Origin of the sequence: Sphingobium estronivorans (assembly GCF_008692605.1) — a bacterium.
GTDB lineage: Bacteria > Pseudomonadota > Alphaproteobacteria > Sphingomonadales > Sphingomonadaceae > Sphingobium > Sphingobium estronivorans.
Map to the genome: position 1 here is coordinate 18,805 of NZ_LFCT01000011.1, position 21,297 is coordinate 40,101.

The window sequence follows — 21,297 nt, forward strand, 5'->3', positions numbered from 1 at the left end:
ACCCGATTCGCCGCATGGGCGGTGTCGCAGCAAGCATATTCTTCGCCGTGCGTATTTCAATGCAATTTATTTTACGCAATTCATTTTCGCCAAAAATGGCGGAAATGCGACATTTTCTATTCCCCCCTTCCCGATATGCGCGGGGAAATCCCTCTTCAATTTTACAGGATTCGGATTTTGGTGGTTTACATTTTCCGCATATATAGGACAATCTGCGCATAACAGGCTTCGTCCGGGCCCTGCCGGTCGAGCGGCTTTTTGCGACAGGAGAGGACTATGTTTCCGAATTTCGAGGGTCAGGTCGCCATCATCACCGGCGGCAGCGACGGAATCGGCCTTGCCACGGCCAAGCTGCTCGCTGCGGGCGGCGCCCAGGTCGTGATCTGCGGCCGGCGGCTTGAGATGCTGGAACAGGCCGAAGCGCAGATCAAGGCGGAAGGCGGCAAGGTCGAAACGGTCCAGCTCGACGTCGCCGACGATGCCGCGCTGACCGCGATGGTCGAGCGGGTGGCGGCGGATTACGGCCGGCTGGACATGCTGGTGAACAACGCCATGTCGACCCATTATGCCCCGATCAGCCGCCTGACGCTGGCGCATTGGCGCAAGGATTTCACCGTCAATGCCGACGCCGTGTTCGTCAGCACCAAGGCGGCGATGGCCGTCATGGCCCGCGCCGGCAAGGGGTCGATCGTCAATATCGCGTCGACCTGCGGCATTCGCGCGGCGCCCAACATGTCCAGCTATTCCGCGTCCAAGGCGGCGCTGATCCACTTTACCGCTGTCGCCGCGATGGAGGGCGCCCGGTCCGGCATCCGCGTCAACGCCATCATTCCGGGTCAGGTGCAGACGGCGGGCACCGCCGATTTCGCCGCCCGCGTGCCCGATGTCGCCGCACGCACCACCGATGCGATCCCGATGGGGCGCGGCGGCGCGCCGGAGGAACTGGCCCAGGCCATCGCATTCATGCTGTCCGATTCGGCGAGCTACATCACCGGCACGGCGCTCCCCGTCGATGGCGGGAAGGCCGCGCAGCTCTACATGCCCGGCTAAACGGTCGCGCACACTATATCGGATTTTTCTGTTGCTAAAATACCGCAAATGAGCGTCATCTCGCTGATGACAGCTCATTTGCGTAATCGTCGTTGACTTAACATCCGCAGAGAGGCATTCAGCGCCTCACTAAGCAGATTTTTTGGGAGTTGGAGGGTGTCCGTGACACGCATCGCATTATTCAGCCTCATGCTGGGCGCCAGCAGCATCGCACATGTCAGCGCCGCACTGGCGCAGGAGGCCGACAATGCGGCCTCTGGCCAGCTAGGCGAAATCGTCGTCACCGCGCAGAAGCGCGAGCAGAAGCTGCAGGACGTCCCCATTGCCATCAGCGCCATCGGCGCTGAAAAGATCGAGCAGCTGGGCGTCAAGGATTCGCGCGATCTGAGCGGCCTGGCCCCCAACGTCACCATCGTCCAGGGCACGACCAGCAACAGCGCCGCGGTCTTCTCCATGCGCGGTATTTCCAACGGCGGCAGCGAAAGCTTCGGCGTGGATTCGGCCAACGGCCTCTATGTCGACGGCATCTACATCGCCCGCGCCGGTGCCATGGGCCTGGACGTGATGGACGTGGAGCGGGTCGAGGTGCTGCGCGGGCCGCAGGGCACGCTGTTCGGCCGCAACACCACCGGCGGCGCAATCGCCTTCATCTCGCGCGATCCGTCCTCGACCTTCCGTCTGAAGGGCGAGGCGGGCTATGGCAATTTCAACGCCTGGAACGGCAAGATCATGCTCGATCCGGGTGAGATCGCCGGCATTTCCACCAGCCTGTCCTACAGCCACAGCCAGCGCGACGGCGTGGTCGACAATCTCATGCAGTCCAAGGACAGCCGTGATCCGGGCGCGCGCAATTCGGACTCGGTCCGCTTCGCCGCCAAGGCCAAGCTGGGCGGCACCGGTTCCATCCGCTACATCTTCGACTGGAGCAAGGTGCGCGGCACGCCCATGCCGTTCATCCTGACCAACGTCGCTGACGGCACCCCGCGCCCGCCGATGTCGGTCAACGGCCAGGACATCATGGTGACGCAGCAGGCGCCCGTGCAGCAATATCTGGCAGGCGTGACCTTCGCCGATGCGCGCTGCGCCGCGCTCGCCACGCCGGAACGCGTCTATCGCAAGACGGTGTGCAACGACATATTGAGCAGCGCCACCGACAAGAGCTGGGGCCACAACCTCCAGATCCAGAATGATTTCGGCGCCTTCAAGGTGAAGTCCACCACCGGCCTGCGTTACTGGCACAGCGATTCCGTGACCGATCTGGACGGCATCGGCGCGTTCACCGGCCCGGCCTTCACCAGCGCCTCGCTGCTGAACGGCATGCCCGCCACGGTGCTGCAAAATATCTATCCGGCCGGGACCGCAGCGGCGCTCGCCGCGGCAAATGTGCCGACCACCTCGCAGAATCTGTACGATGTCAGCAACAGCCGCCGGCACAAGCAGTTCAGCCAGGAAGTCGAAATCTCCGGCGACACCAGCACGCTGGACTGGGTCGTGGGCGGCTTCTACTTCTGGGAAAAGGGTTCGGAAAACGGCCGTCAGAACAGCGGCTTCGTGCTCGACACCAACAACATCCTCCTCGCGAACTTCGGTGGGCTCGGTCCGCAGCTGGCCGCCGGCAACCCGGCGCGCTACCGCCTGGTGCAGACGCTCGCCCGGCTCAACTACACCGCCACGGCGGAAAGCACCGCGGCCTATGGCCAGGCGACCTTCTATCCGGGCGGCCGCAACAGCGGCATCCGCCTGACCGCCGGCGGCCGCTACACCTGGGACAGCAAGACGATGTTCCGCCTGCAAAATGGCGCGGTCGCCCCGGCCGTGCCGGAAACCGGCACGGCGAAGTTCCACAAGTTCACCTGGAACCTGATGGCGGGCTACGACATCACGCGCGACATCAACTTCTATGCGCGTGCGGCGACCGGCTATCGTTCGGGCGGCTTCAACTCGCAGGATGCCGCGATCACCGGCACCAACCAGCTCCCCTATTTCAAGCCCGAAAATGTGACCTCCTATGAAGTGGGCCTGAAGACCGAGCTGTTCGACCGCCATCTGCGCCTGAACATCGCCGGCTACCACAATATCTACAAGGATCTGGCGGTGAACGTGCCCGTCACCAATGCGCCGGTGGGCACCTTCTCCACCCGCATCGGCAATGCCGGCAAGGTCATCTACAACGGCGTCGAAGCGGAAGCGCAGGCGATCCTGACCGAGAATTTCTCGGTCGACGGCAGCATCGGCTATGTCGACATCAACTATAAGGAGTTCCTGGCCGGTCAATCGACCACCTCGGGCGCCGCGCCGGTCAACATCGCGTCGATCGTGACGCCCGGCTATACCTCCCCGCTGACCGCCAATGCCGCGATCAATGCGCAGTTCCCGCTCAACTGGGGTTCGGCCAAGATCGTCGGGCGGCTGGGCTATACCCATGAAGACGGCAAGTACAGCTTCACCACCAGCAGCACCTCGCCGTTCAATGAGGAGCTGAAGGGTGACAACCGCGACATTCTCGACCTTCAGGTCGGGATCGACGGCATCCCGCTGGGCACCGGTACCGGCGGCGTGAAGCTCTGGGCGAAGAACCTGACCAACGCCAAGGATTTCGTCCGCGGCGTGGACTTCGGCCAGCTGGGCTTTGCGGGCGGCTATTATGCCGAACCGCGCACCTACGGCGTGACCTTCAACGCGCAATTCTGACGTCCACAGAAATTTGCAGCGTCGGGAACCCCGTCTCGCTCAGGCGAGGCGGGGTTCTTCTTTTGTCGGCGGACACCGGCGGCATCTTGCCCCGCCGCCTTCGCTGGCCCATAGGGAATCGATCCGCCCGCATCCTGCCCAGGGAAAGTTGAAAACGCGCATGACGGACGGCATCCGCGCCATTCTCGATCGCTTGCGCACCCCGGCCGACAATGTCGTGGCGCGGGCGCGCCGCATGGTGGAGGCTCGTGTGCCGGAGGAACAACGCGGTCCCGGATGGGACCGGCACTGGCGGGAACTGGAAGCCTATCTGGAACGGCCCGGCCAATGGTCCGGCGGGGACAAGGAAGACAATGACGGCTGACAAGCTCATCGACCTGATCGTGGCGCGGCTGGTGCGCGACCACGGCCGCAGCAAGCATCACTGGCGCCGGGTGGTGGGGCCGATCCGCCTCTATGCCCGCGAAACCCATCCGCACTGCAACTGGGCCGCCACGCCGAGCGGCAGCTTTCAGGAAAATGCAGTGATCGAAACGCTGCTGGACGATTGGCGGATGCGCTATCCGCTTTTGAACGGGTAAGATGCCGGGTCGCCGCCATTATCCCAAGACAGCGATAATATATTGCGGAATTATCCGCTTACCGCATCCCCGGGATATTGTTAGGAAGCCCTCCATCCCCCTCTCCAAAGCAGGAGCCACCCCATGAAGACCCGCGCCGCCGTCGCCTTCGAGGCAAAGAAGCCCCTCGAAATCGTCGAGGTCGATCTGGAAGGCCCCAAGGCGGGCGAGGTCCTGATCGAGATCATGGCGACCGGCATCTGCCATACCGACGCCTACACGCTGGACGGCTTCGACAGCGAGGGCATCTTCCCCTCCATTCTCGGCCATGAGGGTGCGGGGATCGTGCGGGAAGTCGGCGCGGGCGTCACCTCGCTCAAGCCGGGCGACCATGTCATCCCGCTCTACACCCCCGAATGCCGCCAGTGCAAAAGCTGCCTGTCGGGCAAGACCAACCTGTGCACCGCGATCCGCGCGACCCAGGGCAAGGGGCTGATGCCCGACGGCACGACCCGTTTCAGCTATAAGGGGCAGCCGATCTTCCACTATATGGGCTGCTCGACCTTCTCCAACTTCACGGTGCTGCCGGAAATCGCGGTGGCCAAGATCCGCGAGGACGCGCCGTTCCAGTCGAGCTGCTATGTCGGCTGCGGCGTCACCACCGGCGTCGGCGCGGTCGTCAACACGGCCAAGGTGCAGGCGGGCGAGAATGTCGTCGTCTTCGGCCTGGGCGGCATCGGCCTCAACGTCATCCAGGGCGCGAAAATGGTCGGCGCCGACAAGATCATCGGCATCGACATCAACCCCGACCGGGAGGAATGGGGCCGCAGGTTCGGCATGACCCATTTCATCAACAGCAAGGGCCTGTCGCGCGATGAAACCGTCGCGAAGATCCTGGAAGTCACCGATGGCGGCGCGGACTACAGCTTCGATGCGACGGGCAATACCGAAGTGATGCGCACCGCGCTGGAATGCTGCCATCGCGGCTGGGGCGAAAGCATCATCATCGGCGTCGCCGAAGCGGGCAAGGAAATCAGCACCCGCCCCTTCCAGCTCGTCACCGGCCGCGTATGGAAGGGCACCGCCTTCGGCGGGGCCAAGGGCCGGACCGACGTGCCCAAGATCATCGACTGGTACATGAACGGCAAGATCGAGATTGACCCGATGATCACCCATGTGCTGACATTGGAGGAGATCAACAAGGGGTTCGACCTGATGCATGCGGGCGAATCCATCCGCAGCGTCGTGCTGTTCTAAGGCCCCTTTTGGTCATACCCGCAGGAGAAGGAATTTCCATGTTCAGTCATATCATGGTCGGCGCGAACGATGTCGCCGCCTCCAAGGCATTTTACGACGCGCTGTTCGCGTCGGTCGGCGGCAAGCCGGCAATCACCGACGACATGGGCCGCCTGATCTACATGCATGACGGCGCGCTGTTCATGGTGACGAAGCCGATCGACGGCGAACCCGCCTGCCACGCCAATGGCGGCACCATCGGTTTCGCCATGGCATCGCCCGAACAGACCGACGCCTGGCATGCGGCGGGTATCGCCGCGGGCGGCACGGCCTGCGAAGACGCGCCGGGCGTCCGCGAGGCCAGCTTCGGCAAGCTCTACCTCGCCTATCTGCGCGATCCGGCAGGCAACAAGCTGTGCGGCCTGCACCGGATGGCATGATGGAGACGGTTTCGACCAACAGGGCGTTCGGCGGCACGCAGGGCGTCTACAAACATGCGTCGACCGAGACGGGGACGGAGATGACCTTCTCCGTCTTCGTGCCCGATCATGCGGCGGGCGCCACGCTGCCGGTGGTCTGGTATCTGTCCGGCCTCACCTGCACCCATGCCAATGTCACGGAAAAGGGCGAGTATCGCCGCCTTTGCGCGGAACTGGGGCTGATCTTCGTCGCGCCCGACACCTCGCCGCGGGGCCCGGATCTGAAGGGCAACATCGTGGCGGACGATCCCGACGCCGCCTATGATTTCGGGCTGGGCGCGGGTTTCTACGTCGACGCGGCGCAGCAGCCCTTCGCCCCCCATTATCGCATGTGGTCCTATGTGACGGAGGAACTGCCCGCGCTGGTCGCGGCCCATTTTCCCGCCGACATGGATCGCCAGTCGATCATGGGCCACAGCATGGGCGGCCATGGCGCGCTGACCATCGGCCTGACCCATGCCGGCCGGTTCAGGGCGGTGTCGGCCTTCGCGCCGATCGTCGCGCCGGGGCAAGTCCCCTGGGGCCGGAAGGCGCTGACCGGCTATCTGGGCGAAGACCGGGCAGCGTGGCGCCAACACGACGCCGTCGCACTGATCGAGGATGGCGCGCGCGTCCCCGATCTGCTGGTGGATCAGGGCGGGGCCGACCCGTTTCTGGAGCAACAGCTCCGCCCGGAATTGCTGGACGCCGCCTGCACGGCCGCGGGCCAGAAACTGACGCTGCGAATCCAGCCGGGCTACGATCACAGCTATTATTTCATCTCCACCTTCATGGACGATCATCTGCGCTGGCATGCCGAACGGCTGGGGTGAATCAGCACGCCGGTCGATGCCCCGATCGCTGAACCTGCTGGGTCCGGCTGTAACCGCCAGATGCGTATTGGTCGGGGCAGCCGGACCCAAAAATCATGCCATGCGCATGGCATGATGCTGCCGTCTCCCCGAGCAACGGCAACGGGTCGATCATAACCCATTGCGCCGGTTCCCGCATCTGCGATTCAGGGCGAGGGCCGTCGCCCGAAGGAAGTTGCCCGAAGGAACAGCCCGTCCCTTCCGCATTGGTTATCGGGCTGAAATCTGCTATTCCTGATGCATTGGCACTGGCCAGTCCTGCCGCCCGCCCGCGTGCCCTGGCACCCCGCCTGTCGTCTGGCCGCCCGTGCCCCGAAACGGCTGAGGGATGGAGGATGTCATGGCGATTTCCCCGAAATTGCGCAGCTATATGGATCGCTGCGGGACAAGATTCGACGAGTTGATGCATGAACCCGCCGCCGAAATGGCGCGGGTGGCGCAGGCCGCCCATATTCCCGGGCGGCAGGTGGCAAAGGCGGTGCTGGTCCAGGCGGGCGACCAATATATGCTGGCCGTTCTGCCGTCCTCCAAACATGTCAGCTTCAACTTCCTGCAACAATGGCTGGCGCGCGACGTGTCGCTGGCGGAGGAACACACCACCGCCGCGCTCTTCCCCGATTGCGAACTGGGCGCGATCCCGCCGGTCGGCGCGGCCTATGGTCTCAAGACCATCATCGACGACGACATGCTGAGCGACGACGATGTCTGGTTCGAGGGCGGCGACCACAACACGCTGATCCACATGAACGCGGCCAATTGGCGCCGCCTGCAAAAGGGCGCGGGCCATTTCGCCTTCGCGATCTGAGGCCGGAACCGAAAATCCTCCCCATGGTCCGATAGGGAGGATTTTCCGCGTCCCTCCCCCTTCGCCCTCATGCAATAAATTTCACACAGTCATCGGAAAAATAACATGAGCCGGACTGTTCACGCAGCGCCGGGCATCGCCTAAAATCGTCGTTGGAGAAGCCGAAAGGAAATAAGCAATGGACGCAAAGACTAGTGATCCGCTGGGTTGTCCGATGAAGGAGCCGGCCGCGCTGCGCTCCCTGCTGGGGCGGACCAATCGCGACTGGTGGCCCAATCAGCTTTCGCTCGATATTCTTCAACAGAACGGCCTGTCCAGTAATCCGCTGGGCGACGATTTCGACTATGCGGCGGCGTTCAAGTCGATCGATTATGACGCGCTCAAGAAGGACCTGACCGCGCTGATGACCGACAGCCAGCCCTGGTGGCCGGCGGACTATGGCCATTACGGCCCCTTCTTCATCCGCATGGCCTGGCATTCGGCAGGCACCTACCGCACCGGCGACGGGCGCGGCGGCGCGTCCTTCGGCACGCAGCGTTTCGCCCCGCTCAACAGCTGGCCGGACAATGCCAATCTGGACAAGGCGCGCCGGCTGCTCTGGCCGATCAAGCAGAAATATGGGGCGAAGCTGAGCTGGGCGGACCTGATGATCCTGGCCGGCAATGTCGCCATCGAATCGATGGGCGGGCCGGTCTTCGGTTTCGGCGGCGGCCGCACCGACGTATACGAACCGGAAAAGGATATTTACTGGGGCACGGAGGAGCTTTGGGTCAATCAGCCCGGCAACCAGACCCGCATCCAGCCCGAAAAGAACATGGTGCTGGAAAGCCCGCTCGCCGCGATCCAGATGGGCCTGATCTACGTCAATCCGGAGGGGCCGGGCGGCAATCCCGATCCGCTGCAATCGGCGCGCGACATTCGCGAAACCTTCCTGCGCATGGGCATGAATGACGAGGAAACCGTCGCGCTGACCGCCGGCGGCCACACCTTCGGCAAGGCGCATGGCGCGGGCGACGCGTCCAAGATCGGCGCCGAACCCGAGGGCGCGGACATCGCGCAGCAGGGCCTGGGCTGGCAAAGCGGCCATGAAAGCGGCGTGGGCGACGACACCATCACCAGCGGCATCGAGGGCGCATGGACGCCGACGCCCCGGACCTGGGACCACAGCTTCTTCCACATGCTGCTCGATTATGAATATGAGCTGGTGAAGAGCCCCGCCGGCGCCAAGCAGTGGCAGCCGGTGAACCAGAAGCCGGAGGATATGGCGCCGGGCGCGCACAGCCCCGACAAGCGCGTACCGACGATGATGACCACCGCCGACATGGCGTTCAAGATGGACCCGGACTATCGCAAGATCTCCGAACGATTCCGTAACGATCGGGCCGCGTTCGAGGATGCTTTCGCCCGCGCCTGGTTCAAGCTGTGCCATCGCGACATGGGTCCCAAGGCGCGCTATCTCGGCCCCGAAGTCCCGGCCGAGGACCTGATCTGGCAGGACCCGATCCCGGCGGTCGATCATCCTCTGGTCGATGCGTCCGACATCGCCGCGCTCAAGCAGAAGCTGCTGGCTTCCGACCTCAGCGTCGCGGATCTGGTGCAGACGGCCTGGGCGTCGGCCTCGACCTATCGCGGGTCGGACCATCGCGGCGGCGCCAATGGCGCGCGCATCCGCCTGGCTCCGCAAAAGGACTGGGAGGTGAACCAGCCCGATCAGCTCGCCCGCGTGCTGGGCGCGCTGGAGAAGATCAAGGCCGAGTTCGATGGCGCGGGAGCGAAGAAGGTCTCGCTCGCCGACCTCATCGTGCTGGGCGGATCGGCGGCGATCGAAAAAGCGGCGAAGGATGGCGGGCGCAGCATCGAAGTGCCCTTCACCCCCGGCCGCACCGACGCCTCGCAGGAGCAGACCGACCTCCAGAATTTCGAGGTGATGGAACCCAAGGTCGACGGCTTCCGCAACTATGCGCCGGTGCCCTATAATGTCCCGACGGAGGAACTGTTGATCGACCGCGCCCAGTTGCTGGGGCTGAGCGCGCCGGAAATGACGGTGCTGGTCGGCGGCCTGCGCGTGCTGGGCGCCAATCATGGCGGGTCGAACCATGGCGTCTTCACCGACCGGCCGGGAACGCTCAACAACGACTGGTTCGTCAACCTGCTCGACATGCGGACGGCCTGGAAGGAAAGCGGCAAGGACGAGTTCACCGGCACGGACCGCATGACCGACCAGCCCAAATGGACCGGCACCCGCGTCGATCTGGTGTTCGGATCGAACTCGCAGCTGCGCGCCCAGTCGGAAGTCTATGCCTCCGCCGATGGGGGCGACAAGTTCGTGAAGGACTTCGTCGCGGCCTGGACCAAGGTGATGAACGCCGACCGTTTCGACCTGACGGCCTGAACCGGCGCGACGAGAAAAGGGGCCGTCCCTCCCGGGGGACGGCCCTTTCGCGTCCCTGCCTTTCGACCTACGTCTTTCCGGCCAGTTGAGGTCCCGGCGCGTTCATGCGACAATCCCGCGATTGCCTTGCGGAGATTCGCCATGCATGATCATCTGAAGGATGCAGCGGACGCGGCTTCCCTTTCGGATGACCAGCTCCGCGCGATCAGCCGCAGGATGCGCGACCCCGCCCACCCGACCGATTTCGAACAGGCCGTGCTGGACGAGATGAACCGGCGGCACTTGCAGCCGATACACTAACACCTTCGCGCTCGGTCTTTGACCGTTCACAAGTGGGTTTCGCTCAGGCGCCGCGCGGGCTTTACCAAGATTCGATGAGTCAAACTCATCGCGCCTTGGTATGACCCCCTGCCCCGCCGTCCACCAACCGCATTGCCTTTGGGAGCCTTTTGCCATGATTCCCACGATCACCGCCTTTGAACGATCCCCCGACCGCGGCCAGGGACTGGCGCGCGACATGCGCGTGCGCTGGGCGCTGGAAGAGGTCGGGCAGCCCTGCGACGTGCGCCTTCTCTCGTTCGAGGCGATGAAGCAGCCCGCCCACCTCGCGCGCCATCCGTTCGGGCAGATCCCGACCTACGAGGAGGACGGCCTCGTCCTGTTCGAATCGGGCGCGATCCTGCTCCACATCGCGGAACGGCATCCCGGCCTGTTGCCGGACGACGCCGCCGCCCGGGCGCGCGCCATCGCCTGGATGTTCGCCGCGCTCAACACGGTGGAGCCGCCGATCTTCGAACGCACCATGGCCATCGTCATCGAAAGCGAAAAGCCCTGGCATGCGGAGCGTCTGGCCATGCTGGAGGACCGCATCCGCGTCCGGCTGGATCAGCTGTCCGCCTGGCTGGGCGAGGCCGACTGGCTCGACGGGGCATTCAGTGCCGGCGACCTGCTGATGGTCACGGTGCTGCGCAGGCTCGGCAGTTCGCATATGCTCGACGCCTATCCCGCCCTTTCCGCCTATGTCGCCCGGGGCGAGGCGCGGCCTGCCTATCGGCGGGCGTTCGACGCGCAGAGGGCGGTCTTCACCGCCGCCTCCACTTGACCGGATCGAAAAAGGATACCATTGGTATCTAATAAACCATCCCTCCTGGAGGCATCTCATGCAACTTTACTGGTATCCCGGTTCCTGTTCGCTTGCTCCCCACATCGTCCTGCACGCCATCGGCGCCGAATTCGACCCGGTAAAGGTCGACCTGTTCACCAAGACGCTGGAAAATGGCGAAAGCTATCTGGCGATCAATCCGCACGGCGCATTGCCCGCGCTGGGGATGGACAATGGCGAAGTGCTCACCGAAGCGGCGGTCATCCTGCAATATCTGGCCGATCTCAAACCCGAAGCCGAACTGGTCGCGCCCGCCGGCAGCCTGGAACGCTATCGGCAGCAGGAATCGCTGAACTATCTGGCCTCCGACATACACAAAGCCTTTTCCATCCTGGTCAATCCCACCGCGCCCGACGATTTCAAGGCGACGATCCGCAGCCAGTTGACCGATCGCCTGGCGCAGATCGACGCCGGACTCCAGCACGAGGATTATCTATGCGGCGGCCGCTTCTCGATCGCCGACTGCTACCTGTTCGTCATCACCAACTGGTCAGCCTATGCCGCGGTGGACCTTAGCCCGTTTCAGGCGCTCAACCGGTATCGGGAGAGGATCGGCTCTATGGCGGCGGTGCAGGCCGCGATGAAGGCGGAAGGGCTGATCTGAAGCGCCTCTGGGGCGGGTGTTCAGCCGAACCGCGCATAGCCGTTCAGGAACACCTGCACCGCCCTGGCGACCATGCGGCTTTGCTCGGCCGCCTTGGGGCGGATCGGCAGCGCCAGGAATTTGTTGGCGTTCGTCAGCAACGTGATGAATTGCAGCGCGAGATAATCAATGGCCTCGCCACTGACGGCTTGGCATTCCGGGACATCGGACAGGCAGGCCCGGATGTCCCGCACCGTGCCGTTTTCAGACCGGCGGAAAACGGTGAGGGCAAGGTCAGGGAAGCGCGGCGCTTCCCGGATCATCAGCCGGTACAGGTCGATACTCGCACCGTCCACGAAATTGGCGAGCGCGCGCGCCCCTATCGCCGTCAGCCTGTCGGCCAGGGCCAATGTGGAAACAGCCAGCGGTGCGGTGTCGGCATAAAGAGCGCGGGACAGGCGATCGACAGTCGCGATGAACAGATCGTCCTTGCCGGCGAAATGTCGGTAGATCGTCATCTTGCCGATCCCGGCCGCCGCCGCGATCCGTTCGATGGCGGCGCCCCCGGCCCCTTGCGCGGCGAATTCGATCTCCGCCGCCTTTTGCAGCCGGTCCCGCCGCTCCGGCGCGAGAGGCCGGCTCCGCTCCGGCACCAGCGGCTGGAAAATATCGTCGCCGGCCAGAAAGGGCTGCGGCACGCGGGCGCGGGCCGAGGGCAGCGCGCACAATCCCTTATACCCCCCCAGAAAGAAGTGGCTCGTCCATTCCGCCAGGATGGGACGATGGTGCGCGGCAAGCGCCGGCCAGCCCATCAGATGGGCGGTGCCGTTGACGGCCATCAATGCCAGATCGCTCGCGGCGGTGGGCACGTCGTCGCACACCACCATGCCGTCGCGGACAAGCTGGCCGAGATAGCGGGCGGGCCATATCAGGGAGTCGCGAAAGGAATCCCGGATCGAAGCCGCTGTGTCGGGCGCCAGCGATCCGGTTTCGATGCTGGCCCGGTAAAGCCCGATCCGATCCGGCGTGACGTAAGAATGATAGGTCCACCGCACATAATTGCCGATGGCCTCGGCCGGGCTTTGCCCTTCCGCATCGCGCGGCTCATAGATTTTTGGCCCGCCGCGCATCCCGTATCCGACCGCGCAGCGGAACAGATCGACCTTGTCATCGAAATATTTGTAGATGGTCTTCTTGCTCACCTTTGCCCGGGCGGCAATGGCATCGATGCTGGTCGCCCCCAGGCCGTTGCCGATGAACATCGGGATGGCGCACATCATGATGTGGTCGCGCACCGCTTCAGATTCTCGGGCCGGCGGGACGGGTCCGGTCATGGCGTGCTGTGTCATGAGGCCGGAATAGGCCCAACGGCCTCCCTGACCAACCCCCTTTCTCCCTGAGCAATCGATAGCTGCTCGATGATCGAGTGCCGGCAGATCGACGATCCGTTCAGGCGTCGTCTGACACGTCCCTAAAATACCCTTCGCCGCAGGAGCGCGTCACCATCCGCAAGTTTCAGGGCAACGCATAGGCGACCAATTCATCGCTCACGGGCGTCTCCATGAAATGGTGGCCGCCCGCCATCATCGCCAGATATTGCCTGCCGCCCTGGCTGTAGGTCATGGGCGTCGCCTGCCCGCCGCCCGGCAGCGTGTCGGTCCACAAGGTCTTGCCGGAACGCAGATCGACGGCGCGGATCAGATTGTCGGTGGCCGCGGCGATGAAGATGAGGCCGCTCTTCGTCACCACCGCGCCGCCATTATTGGGAGTGCCGATGGTCAGCGGCAGCATCGACGGGATACCGAACGGGCCGTTGGTGCGCGCCGTGCCGAACGGACGGTCCCAGATCGTCCGGCCGGTCGCCAGGTCGATGGCGCGGATTCCGCCATAGGGCGGCTCTTTGCAGAGCATCCCCGTGAATTTGAGCCGCCATCCGGCATTGACGTCGATCGCATAGGGAGTGTGCGCCTGCGGATCGCCCGCGCCCTCCGCCCCGCCGATCCGTCCGCGCGCCTGATCGCGCGGCGCCCAGCCGAGCCGGTCCGCCTCGGCACGCGGGACCAGCCGGACATAGTTGGGCATGTCGTTATAATTGGCGACGATCACCCCCCGCACCGGATCGACGGCCACGCCGCCCCAGTCGGTGCCGCCATTATAACCCGGATATTCGATGGACCGCCGGTCCGATTCGGGCGGCGTGTAGAAACCCTTGTAGCTGGCGCGCCGGAACTGGATGCGGCAGATCATCTGGTCGATGGGCGACATCCCCCACATGTCGCGCTCCGTCAGATCGGCCTTGCGCAGGCTGTGATAGAGCGAGACGCGCTGCAACGGCGCCCGCTGCTGCGGTTCGACGCCGCCGCCCGGCACCCGGATCTGGCCCACGGGGGTCAGCGGCTGGCCGGTGCGCCGGTCGAGAATATAAATGTCGCCCTGCTTGCTGGGCAGCACCAGCGCGGGCACCGCGCCGTTGCGGCTGGGAAAGTCCACCAGCGTGGCCTGCGCGCCGAAATCATAGTCCCACACGTCCATGCGCACCGCCTGGAAGGACCAGCGGGGCTTGCCGGTCGCCACGTCGATGGCGACCAGCGAGGTCGCATAGCGGTTCTCCTGCGGTCGGCGCAGGCTGCTGTAATAATCCGCCGCCGCATTGCCCATCGGCAGATAGACGAGCCCCAGCTGCTCGTCGCCCGAAGCGATGGTCCACATATTGGGCGTGCCCCGCGCATAGGTCTGCCCGGCGGGCGGAGGACCGCTGCGTTCGGGATGCATCATGTCCCACGCCCAGCGCATCTCTCCCGTTACCGCGTCATAGGCCTGAATCACGCCGGATGGGGCCCAGCGATCCTGTCCGTCCAGCACCTGATGCCCGGTGACGATGACCCCGCGCACGATGGTCGGCGGCGAGTTGATCGACACGAAGCCGGGCGGCACGGCCCCCATGCCGTCCGTGATGCGAACCTGACCGTTCTTGCCGAACCCGCTACAAATCCGGCCCGTGCGGGCATCCAGCGCGACGATCCGCGCGTCCAGCGTGCCCAGGATGATCCGCTGCGCGCACGGCGCCTCCGCCGCCGCTCCGGGCACGCTGTAATAGCTGACGCCCCGGCACGCGGCGGTATAGGGAATGGCATCGTCCTTCACGCCCGGATCGAAGCGCCATTTCTGCCGGCCCGTGGCAGGATCGAGCGCCAGCACGATGCTCTTGGGGGTGCAGAGATAGAGCGTGTCGCCGATCTTGAGCGGGGTCGTCTCCGCGCCATAGGTGTTGCGGATTTGGGCAGAGGTCGGCAGATCGCCAGTGTGGATGGCCCAGACCCGCTTCAGCCCGCCGACATTGGCGGGGGTGATCTGCGCCAGCGGCGAATAGCGCCGCGCGCTGTACGTCCCGCCATAGGCGGGCCAGTCCTCGCCCGCCGCGGCCAGCGAAGGATCGGTCATCGCATAGCGGTCGCCGGGCAGTTGCGCCTGGACCGCTGGAATATAATGGCCCGCGATGCTCCAGCCGAAAAGGATCGCCACGACCAGCACGGCGGCCACGCCGACACCCGCTCCCCGCCAGCGCAGGCGCGACTGCGCCATCGTCGGCAGGACCAGCAGCAGCGCGATCAGCAGCACGAGCGGCGCGACAAGGCGCGGCACCAGTGCCCAAGGGCGCAGACCCACTTCCCACAGCGCCCAGAGGAAAGTGACGACGAAGACCGCGCCATAGAGCCAGGCTCCTGCGACGCGGCCCCGCATCAGCAGCCATCCCGCCACGACCATCGCAATGCCCGTCAGCAGATAATAGGCCGACCCCCCTTCGATCAGCAGCCACGCGCCGCCGATCGCGAGAACCAGACCGATCAACAGGATGAGCAGACCCAGGATGAAGGCGGCTATGCTCCCGCCCATGACATTCTTCAAATTCATGGAAAAATCCCATGCCTGCCGCTGCCTGGCGTTCAAATGCCCCAGCCGCTTTTTCGTTCCCTGTCGGCAACGATGGGCGGGTGCGCAGGGATCGGATCGGGCGCCGGAATCCCACCACCGGACAGTAATCCAATTGGATGATGCATGATTCGCGGCCCGAAGTAGATTCCATCATCGACGATCATCAGGAGAGTGCATTGACTATTTCCCACGAACGCGAACGCCTTCGCTATGCCGTGATCGGCGCTGGCATGGCGGGCCTTCTGGCCGGCATCAAGCTGAAGGAAGCCGGCGAGGATTTCACCGTCTATGAAAAGGCCGACCGGCTGGGCGGCACCTGGCGCGACAACCGCTATCCGGGGCTGACCTGCGACGTGCCTGCCCATGCCTATACCTATAGCTTCGCACCCCATGCCGAATGGGAAGCCTATTATGCCAAGGGCGAGGAAATTCGGAACTATTTCGAACTCACCGCCACCAAGCATGGCATCATACCGCATATCCGCTTCGACAGCGAAGTCGTGTCCTGCATCTGGGGCGATGACGAGGGCTGCTGGACATTGGGCCTTCCGACCGGAGAGCAGGTGAAGGCGGACGTCGTCATTGCGGCGTCGGGCGTGCTGCATCATCCCCGCATGCCCGACATTGAGGGCATCGACAGCTTCGCGGGCCGGATCTTCCACAGCGCCCGCTGGGAAGACGACGCCCCGGTCGACGGCGTGCGCGTCGGCGTGATCGGCAATGGCTCGACCGGCGTTCAGATCATCACCGCGTTGCATGACCGCGCCGACAATCTGGTGCATTTCCAGCGTTCGCCGCAATGGATCATGCCTGTCCCCTATTTCCGTTACAGCGAAGAGGAACGGGAGGCATTCCGGCGCGATCCGGCGCTGATCGACGCGATCCGCTATGACGAGGAATATTGGAGCAACATCCACCGCTTCACGCGGGCGATCACCGAAGTCGATGGCCCGGACATCGCCATGGTCGAGCAGCTGTGCCTCGACAATCTGGAAAACAGCGTGCGCGATTCCGAACTGAAGGAAAAGCTGCGCCCCGATTACCGCGCCGCCTGCAAGCGCCTGATCTACTCCTGGTCCTATTATGACGCCGTGCAGCAGCCCAATGTCGTCGTCGAACGGGAAGGCATTGCGCGCATCGAACCCGAAGGCGTCCGTCTGAAGGACGGCCGGTTGCAGCCGCTGGACACGCTGGTGCTCGCGACCGGCTTCGAGGCGGACCGCTTCATTCGCCCGACCACGGTGCGCGGGCGGAACGGGGCGTCGCTGGACGATGCCTGGTCGGTGCGGCCGACCGCCTATTACGCTATCTCGATCCCGGAATTTCCCAATTTCTTCATGCTGAACGGGCCGACCAGCCCGGTGGGCAATTTCTCCCTGATCGACATTGCCGAACGCCAGTGGGATTATATCGAGCAGTTGCTCGAACCCCTGCGCCAGAACAAGGCGCAGGCCGTCGAAGCGAAGGCGGAAGCGCTGGCTGCCTATGACGAACGGCGGATCGAGGCCGCCCGCACGACGATCTTCGGGTCGGGCTGTTCCAGCTGGTATCTCGACGCCACCGGCGTCCCGGCCAGCTGGCCCTGGAGCTATGAGGCGTTTGCCGACGCCATGGCCGCGCCGGTCATGGACGATTATGCGCTGACCCCCGCGCTCGAACCGGCCACTGCGGCCTGACGATGGGCAGGCGGCGCCGCCCCTGGCAGCGCCGCCCGCCACACAAGGGCGGACAATAAAAAGCCGGGCGGGATCCTATCGGTCCCGCCCGGCTTTTTTGCCGGCCCCGCACTGGGGCCGGTACAGGTTTCCCGCTTATCGCAGGTCGATCGTCACCTTGCCGATATGACCGCCCTGATAACCATAGCCGACCGGCGCATCCTTCGGATAGTGGCCGACCGGCGAGCCCATATCGACCCCGACGTTGAAGGTTTCGTCGATGGTGAAGAAACCCGGAGGCGTCATGGGCAGCGTGTCCGTCGCCACCTGCTTGCCGTCTACCATCAGCTTCAGCGTCCCGCCCTTGGCATAGCCCGGCCCGTCATAGTCGAAGTCGACCCGCAACTTGGCCGCGCCGGGAGCCAGCGGTTGCCCGACCAGATTGGCGGTCTTCACGTTGAATGCGCGATAAGTGAAGACCGGGCGATGCTGGGGATCGATATAGAGCGACCAGCCCGCCCCCGCGCCGCCGACCGCCGCAATGACGCCCTGCGACGCATTGCTGACATCGACGTCGGAAGTCAGCGTCCACGATCGGTTCAGCATCTTGGGCAGCGCCTTTTCGGCCACGCCCACCGTCCCTTCATAATAAGTGACGCTCTTCGCGCCTCCCGACGCGTCCGGCAACCCGCCATCCTCGGATTTCACGCCTGAAAGCGGCAGCACCTGATTGGCGGCGGCCTCCTTCATGAAGAGCGCCTTCATCTCTTCCAGCCGGGCCGGATATTTGGCGGCAAGGTCCGTCGCCTGCGAATAGTCGGACCGCAGGTCATACAATTCCCACTTATCCTCCTCCATCGGCCGGTCCTTCGTGCCGATGACCTGCCAGGGCAGGCGACCGTGGAAGGCCGACGCCATCCAGCCGTCATGATAGATCGACCGATTGCCCATCACCTCGAAATATTGGGTGGTGTGCCGTTCGGGCGCCTTGGCGTCGTCGAAACTGTAGATCAGGCTGGTGCCGTTCATCGGCTTCTGCGCGATGCCGTTGACCTCCTTCGGTTCCGCGATGCCCGCCGCTTCAAGGATGGTCGGCGCGATGTCGTTCACATGGGAGAACTGGCTGCGCAGGCCGCCGGGATTGTGGATACGCTTCGGCCAGCTGATCACCATGCCGTTGCGCGTGCCGCCCAGATGGGAGGCGACGGTCTTCGTCCACTGGAACGGCGCGTCCAGTCCCCAGGCCCAGCCCGCATTATAATGGGCATAGAGTTCGGCCGACCCGATCTTGTCCAGGGCCGCCAACTTCTGCGCGTCGCTTTCCTTCGCCCCCTGCATGGCGCCCATATAATTCAGGCTGCCGCCCAGCCCGCCTTCCGCGCTCGCGCCATTGTCGCCGACGATGTAGATGAACATCGTATTGTCATATTGGCCGCTGTCCTTCAGCGTCTGGACAAGGCGGCCAATCTGTTCGTCTGTATGGGCGAGGAAGCCGGCATAGGCTTCCATCAGACGGGATGCGAACTTCTTCTGGTCGGGGGTCAGGCTGTCCCAGGCAGGCATTTCGGCGGGCCGGGGCGTCAGCTTGGTGTTGGCGGGAATCACGCCCAGCCGCTTCTGCCGGGCGAAAATCTCCTCGCGCAGCTTGTCCCATCCCTGATCGAACTTGCCGCGATAGCGGGCGATATATTCCTTCGGCACCTGGATCGGGGCATGGGTCGCGCCCGGCGCCAGATAAAGAAAGAAGGGCTTGTTGGGCGCCATCGACTTTTGCCCGCGCACCCACTGGATCGAACGATCGACAATATCCTCGGTCAGATGATAATGATCGCCCGCCGGACGCAGGATAGGCGTGGTGCCGTCATACAGCGTCGGATCGAACTGATCGGTCTCGCCACCCATGAAACCGTAGAATTTCTCGAACCCCTCGCCCGTGGGCCAGCGATCGAACGGGCCGCTCTGCGACACTTCCCAGTCCGGCGTCTGGTGCCATTTGCCGAAGGCGCCCGTGCTGTAGCCGTTCTGGCGCAGGATTTCGGCGATGGTCGCCGTGTCCTTCGTGTGGAAACCGGAATAGCCCGGACGCGCATCCGCCGTGTTCATCACCGCGCCGATGCCGGTCGCATGGGGATTGCGCCCCGTCAGCACCGAAGCCCGCGTGGGAGAACAGATCCCCGTGGTATGGAAACGATTAAAGCGCAAACCCTGCGTCGCCAGCTGATCCAGCGTCGGCGTGGCCGTCGGTCCGCCGAAAAGGTCCGCCGCGCCGAAGCCGACATCGTCCAGCAGCACGAGCACGACATTGGGCGCGCCGGCGGGTGCCTGACGCTGCCACGCTTCGTGCGGGGCCGGGGATTCGGCGGTCTGCGCGAGCGCCACCGCGTTGCCGCCCAGACTCATCGCAAGCGCCAGGGCGCTGATGGATAATGTCTTCCTCTTCCTGAACTTCATGGTCGTTCCACTCCTTTGGCGGACCCGCGGTACGGGGATATCTTTTATACCGTTGATCAGTACGATATTATTCAGTACTAAAACCCCCAATTATGCAAGTGAATTTTCCGCGCCGCCTCACCGGCCTATGGTCGGGGCGAGTGGCAAATCGGCAGGAACGGTGGCGCGCCTATGCGAAGTGAAACAGACCGCGGGGAACGGATCATGGCAGAGGCAACCGCCCTGTTCCTGCGGGACGGTTTCGAACGGACCAGCATCGACCGCATCGCCGCCGGCGCGCATGTCAGCAAACAGGCGATCTACGCCTTGTTCCAGGACAAGGTGGACCTGTTCGCGAAGGTCGTGCGCGCCTGCCTGAGCCAACAAACCGTCGATACACTGCCGCAGCCGGAGGGGTCGGTCCGGCATGTGCTGGAAACCCATGCCATCCGGCAGTTCGATGCATATGCCGATCCGGACCATTTCGGTCTGTTCCGCGCCCAGGTCGTTCTGGCCCGGTCTTTCCCGGCGCTGGCGTCGGAACTGCATGAATTTCGGCGCCGCAGCGGTCGGAGCCTCGTAAACTATCTTCAGAATCTGATCGATGAAGGGCTGATCCCGCCATCGTTCAGCAATGCGACGGATTTATCGACGCGCCTTGGCGGGACGACGGCCGAGGGGTCGCGCTTTTTGCTTGGCAATACCCTGCTGACCCCCGCTCAGCGGACCGAACAGGTCCGGCTGACGGTATCGCTGTTCCTCGGCGGGCTGCGCCAGCTTCCCACGGGCGAGGCGACGGAGGCCCCCCTGCCCTATGCGCTCGAACCGCCGCAGCTGACAGGCACGACCAGCATGCGCCTGAAGCCGGAGCGGTTCGACATGCTGTGCGCCGCGGCGGCGCGGGAATTTCTCGACCAGGGTTACGAAACGGCCAGCCTCGACCGGATCCTTGCGGCCACGGGGATCGGCCGATCGACCGTTTATCGGCAATTCGGCGACAAGCTGAACCTGTTCCGCTATGTGCTCCATCGGGAAATCGATGCGCAATGGTGTGAATTGGGAACCGGGCCGGACACATCCGCTGGGCCGGAAGAGCGGTTGCGCCGCCTGTGCCGCGATGCGCTGGACCTCCATCTGGATGCCCGGTCCGTTGCGATGCATCATCTGCTCATCCAGGATTGTTCCATCGTCCCGGACCTGGCGCGCCGTTTCTATGCGATGCAGGTCGAACGCCTGAGGCAGCCGTTCACCCGGCTTCTGGCAGAGGCCGGCCTGCCTCCTCCAGCGCCCGCCACCCTGCGCGCCTGCCACACCCTTGCGACCTTCGGCATGCGCTATATCGCCTCTCCCCGTGCCATCGACGAGGAGGAACGCCGCACGGAATCGGCCATCGCCGCCAGGATATTATGGCGCGGGGTCGACGCGGACGGCGGCTGACGCGGCAGAGGCGCCGCCCGCCGATCCCGGCGA

Annotated in this window: 18 protein-coding genes; 14 read left to right on the top strand and 4 right to left on the bottom strand. The window is 64.3% G+C overall.

Features of this window, described 5'->3' with window-relative positions:
• The first annotated feature begins 276 nt into the window (after positions 1–276).
• From F7P65_RS09140 to gstA, 12 genes are all read left to right on the top strand, one after another.
• Entirely contained in the window at positions 277–1,050 is a 774-nt protein-coding gene (locus tag F7P65_RS09140; RefSeq protein ID WP_150291435.1) for an SDR family NAD(P)-dependent oxidoreductase, read from the top strand.
• 162 nt (positions 1,051–1,212) lie between these two features.
• Positions 1,213–3,741: a TonB-dependent receptor gene (locus F7P65_RS09145; RefSeq protein ID WP_240334247.1), complete on the top strand. Its 2,529-nt coding sequence runs from the start codon at positions 1,213–1,215 to the stop codon at positions 3,739–3,741.
• A 160-nt stretch (positions 3,742–3,901) separates the two neighbouring features.
• Positions 3,902–4,105 carry a hypothetical protein gene (locus F7P65_RS09150; RefSeq protein WP_150291436.1) on the top strand — a complete coding sequence of 68 codons (204 nt, stop codon included), beginning with the start codon at positions 3,902–3,904 and terminating at the stop codon, positions 4,103–4,105.
• Positions 4,095–4,322, top strand: coding sequence for a nucleoside-diphosphate kinase (locus tag F7P65_RS09155; RefSeq protein ID WP_150291437.1), 228 nt, complete (start codon positions 4,095–4,097; stop codon positions 4,320–4,322). The genes F7P65_RS09150 and F7P65_RS09155 overlap by 11 nt, the downstream gene beginning before the upstream one ends.
• 123 nt (positions 4,323–4,445) lie before the next feature.
• Entirely contained in the window at positions 4,446–5,558 is a 1,113-nt protein-coding gene (locus F7P65_RS09160) for an S-(hydroxymethyl)glutathione dehydrogenase/class III alcohol dehydrogenase (RefSeq protein WP_150291438.1), read from the top strand.
• A 38-nt stretch (positions 5,559–5,596) separates the two neighbouring features.
• Positions 5,597–5,977: a VOC family protein gene (locus F7P65_RS09165; RefSeq protein WP_150291439.1), complete on the top strand. Its 381-nt coding sequence runs from the start codon at positions 5,597–5,599 to the stop codon at positions 5,975–5,977.
• A complete protein-coding gene (gene fghA / locus F7P65_RS09170) occupies positions 5,977–6,828 on the top strand; it encodes an S-formylglutathione hydrolase (RefSeq protein ID WP_150291554.1) in 852 nt (283 codons plus the stop codon). Before F7P65_RS09165 ends, fghA begins: the two co-directional genes overlap by 1 nt.
• Before the next feature lie 379 nt (positions 6,829–7,207).
• The gene (locus F7P65_RS09175) at positions 7,208–7,672 is read left to right on the top strand and encodes an aminoacyl-tRNA deacylase (protein ID WP_150291440.1); all 465 of its coding nucleotides are present in this window, start codon (positions 7,208–7,210) and stop codon (positions 7,670–7,672) included.
• A gap of 178 nt (positions 7,673–7,850) precedes the next feature.
• Positions 7,851–10,064 (top strand): catalase/peroxidase HPI, encoded by a 2,214-nt coding sequence (gene katG, locus F7P65_RS09180; protein WP_150291441.1) that lies wholly within the window; start codon positions 7,851–7,853, stop codon positions 10,062–10,064.
• 141 nt (positions 10,065–10,205) lie between these two features.
• Positions 10,206–10,364, top strand: coding sequence for a hypothetical protein (locus F7P65_RS21980; protein ID WP_162854569.1), 159 nt, complete (start codon positions 10,206–10,208; stop codon positions 10,362–10,364).
• 154 nt (positions 10,365–10,518) lie between these two features.
• Complete coding sequence (locus F7P65_RS09185; RefSeq protein ID WP_150291442.1) at positions 10,519–11,166, top strand: glutathione S-transferase family protein; 648 nt, start codon at positions 10,519–10,521, stop codon at positions 11,164–11,166.
• 58 nt (positions 11,167–11,224) lie between these two features.
• On the top strand, positions 11,225–11,830 hold the full coding sequence (gene gstA / locus F7P65_RS09190; protein ID WP_162854571.1) for a glutathione transferase GstA: 606 nt from the start codon (positions 11,225–11,227) through the stop codon (positions 11,828–11,830).
• Positions 11,831–11,850: 20 nt separating this feature from the next.
• Here gstA and F7P65_RS09195 read toward each other — a convergent pair whose 3' ends face one another.
• The 3 genes from F7P65_RS09195 to F7P65_RS22185 all read right to left on the bottom strand — a co-directional run bounded on the left by F7P65_RS09195 (position 11,851) and on the right by F7P65_RS22185 (position 15,906).
• Positions 11,851–13,143 (bottom strand): TetR/AcrR family transcriptional regulator, encoded by a 1,293-nt coding sequence (locus F7P65_RS09195; RefSeq protein ID WP_162854572.1) that lies wholly within the window; start codon positions 13,141–13,143, stop codon positions 11,851–11,853.
• Between the two features lie 181 nt (positions 13,144–13,324).
• On the bottom strand, positions 13,325–15,721 hold the full coding sequence (locus F7P65_RS09200) for a membrane-bound PQQ-dependent dehydrogenase, glucose/quinate/shikimate family (RefSeq protein ID WP_240334248.1): 2,397 nt from the start codon (positions 15,719–15,721) through the stop codon (positions 13,325–13,327).
• Between the two features lie 32 nt (positions 15,722–15,753).
• Positions 15,754–15,906, bottom strand: a complete 153-nt coding sequence (locus F7P65_RS22185; RefSeq protein ID WP_205452014.1) for a hypothetical protein — start codon at positions 15,904–15,906, stop codon at positions 15,754–15,756.
• A 12-nt stretch (positions 15,907–15,918) separates the two neighbouring features.
• On the opposite strand from F7P65_RS22185, the gene F7P65_RS09205 reads away from it, so the two are divergent.
• The gene (locus tag F7P65_RS09205; protein ID WP_240334249.1) at positions 15,919–17,418 is read left to right on the top strand and encodes a flavin-containing monooxygenase; all 1,500 of its coding nucleotides are present in this window, start codon (positions 15,919–15,921) and stop codon (positions 17,416–17,418) included.
• Between the two features lie 135 nt (positions 17,419–17,553).
• On the opposite strand, the gene F7P65_RS09210 is transcribed toward F7P65_RS09205, so the two are convergent.
• Positions 17,554–19,848 (bottom strand): arylsulfatase, encoded by a 2,295-nt coding sequence (locus F7P65_RS09210; RefSeq protein WP_205452003.1) that lies wholly within the window; start codon positions 19,846–19,848, stop codon positions 17,554–17,556.
• A gap of 204 nt (positions 19,849–20,052) precedes the next feature.
• On the opposite strand from F7P65_RS09210, the gene F7P65_RS09215 reads away from it, so the two are divergent.
• A complete protein-coding gene (locus tag F7P65_RS09215; protein WP_162854573.1) occupies positions 20,053–21,264 on the top strand; it encodes a TetR/AcrR family transcriptional regulator in 1,212 nt (403 codons plus the stop codon).
• The last annotated feature ends 33 nt before the right edge of the window (positions 21,265–21,297 follow it).

What these genes read in the sequence shown, in the direction of transcription:
- F7P65_RS09140 (WP_150291435.1), top strand. Translation starts at nt 277, where the DNA reads ATGTTTCCGAATTTCGAGGGTCAGGTCGCCATCATCACCGGCGGCAGC.
- fghA (WP_150291554.1), top strand. Translation starts at nt 5,977, where the DNA reads ATGGAGACGGTTTCGACCAACAGGGCGTTCGGCGGCACGCAGGGCGTC.
- F7P65_RS09150 (WP_150291436.1), top strand. Translation starts at nt 3,902, where the DNA reads ATGACGGACGGCATCCGCGCCATTCTCGATCGCTTGCGCACCCCGGCC.
- F7P65_RS09165 (WP_150291439.1), top strand. Translation starts at nt 5,597, where the DNA reads ATGTTCAGTCATATCATGGTCGGCGCGAACGATGTCGCCGCCTCCAAG.
- F7P65_RS09200 (WP_240334248.1), bottom strand. Translation starts at nt 15,721, where the DNA reads ATGAATTTGAAGAATGTCATGGGCGGGAGCATAGCCGCCTTCATCCTG.
- F7P65_RS21980 (WP_162854569.1), top strand. Translation starts at nt 10,206, where the DNA reads ATGCATGATCATCTGAAGGATGCAGCGGACGCGGCTTCCCTTTCGGAT.
- F7P65_RS22185 (WP_205452014.1), bottom strand. Translation starts at nt 15,906, where the DNA reads ATGATCGTCGATGATGGAATCTACTTCGGGCCGCGAATCATGCATCAT.
- F7P65_RS09195 (WP_162854572.1), bottom strand. Translation starts at nt 13,143, where the DNA reads ATGACCGGACCCGTCCCGCCGGCCCGAGAATCTGAAGCGGTGCGCGAC.
- F7P65_RS09160 (WP_150291438.1), top strand. Translation starts at nt 4,446, where the DNA reads ATGAAGACCCGCGCCGCCGTCGCCTTCGAGGCAAAGAAGCCCCTCGAA.
- F7P65_RS09155 (WP_150291437.1), top strand. Translation starts at nt 4,095, where the DNA reads ATGACGGCTGACAAGCTCATCGACCTGATCGTGGCGCGGCTGGTGCGC.
- katG (WP_150291441.1), top strand. Translation starts at nt 7,851, where the DNA reads ATGGACGCAAAGACTAGTGATCCGCTGGGTTGTCCGATGAAGGAGCCG.
- F7P65_RS09215 (WP_162854573.1), top strand. Translation starts at nt 20,053, where the DNA reads ATGGCAGAGGCAACCGCCCTGTTCCTGCGGGACGGTTTCGAACGGACC.
- gstA (WP_162854571.1), top strand. Translation starts at nt 11,225, where the DNA reads ATGCAACTTTACTGGTATCCCGGTTCCTGTTCGCTTGCTCCCCACATC.
- F7P65_RS09175 (WP_150291440.1), top strand. Translation starts at nt 7,208, where the DNA reads ATGGCGATTTCCCCGAAATTGCGCAGCTATATGGATCGCTGCGGGACA.
- F7P65_RS09210 (WP_205452003.1), bottom strand. Translation starts at nt 19,848, where the DNA reads ATGAAGTTCAGGAAGAGGAAGACATTATCCATCAGCGCCCTGGCGCTT.
- F7P65_RS09185 (WP_150291442.1), top strand. Translation starts at nt 10,519, where the DNA reads ATGATTCCCACGATCACCGCCTTTGAACGATCCCCCGACCGCGGCCAG.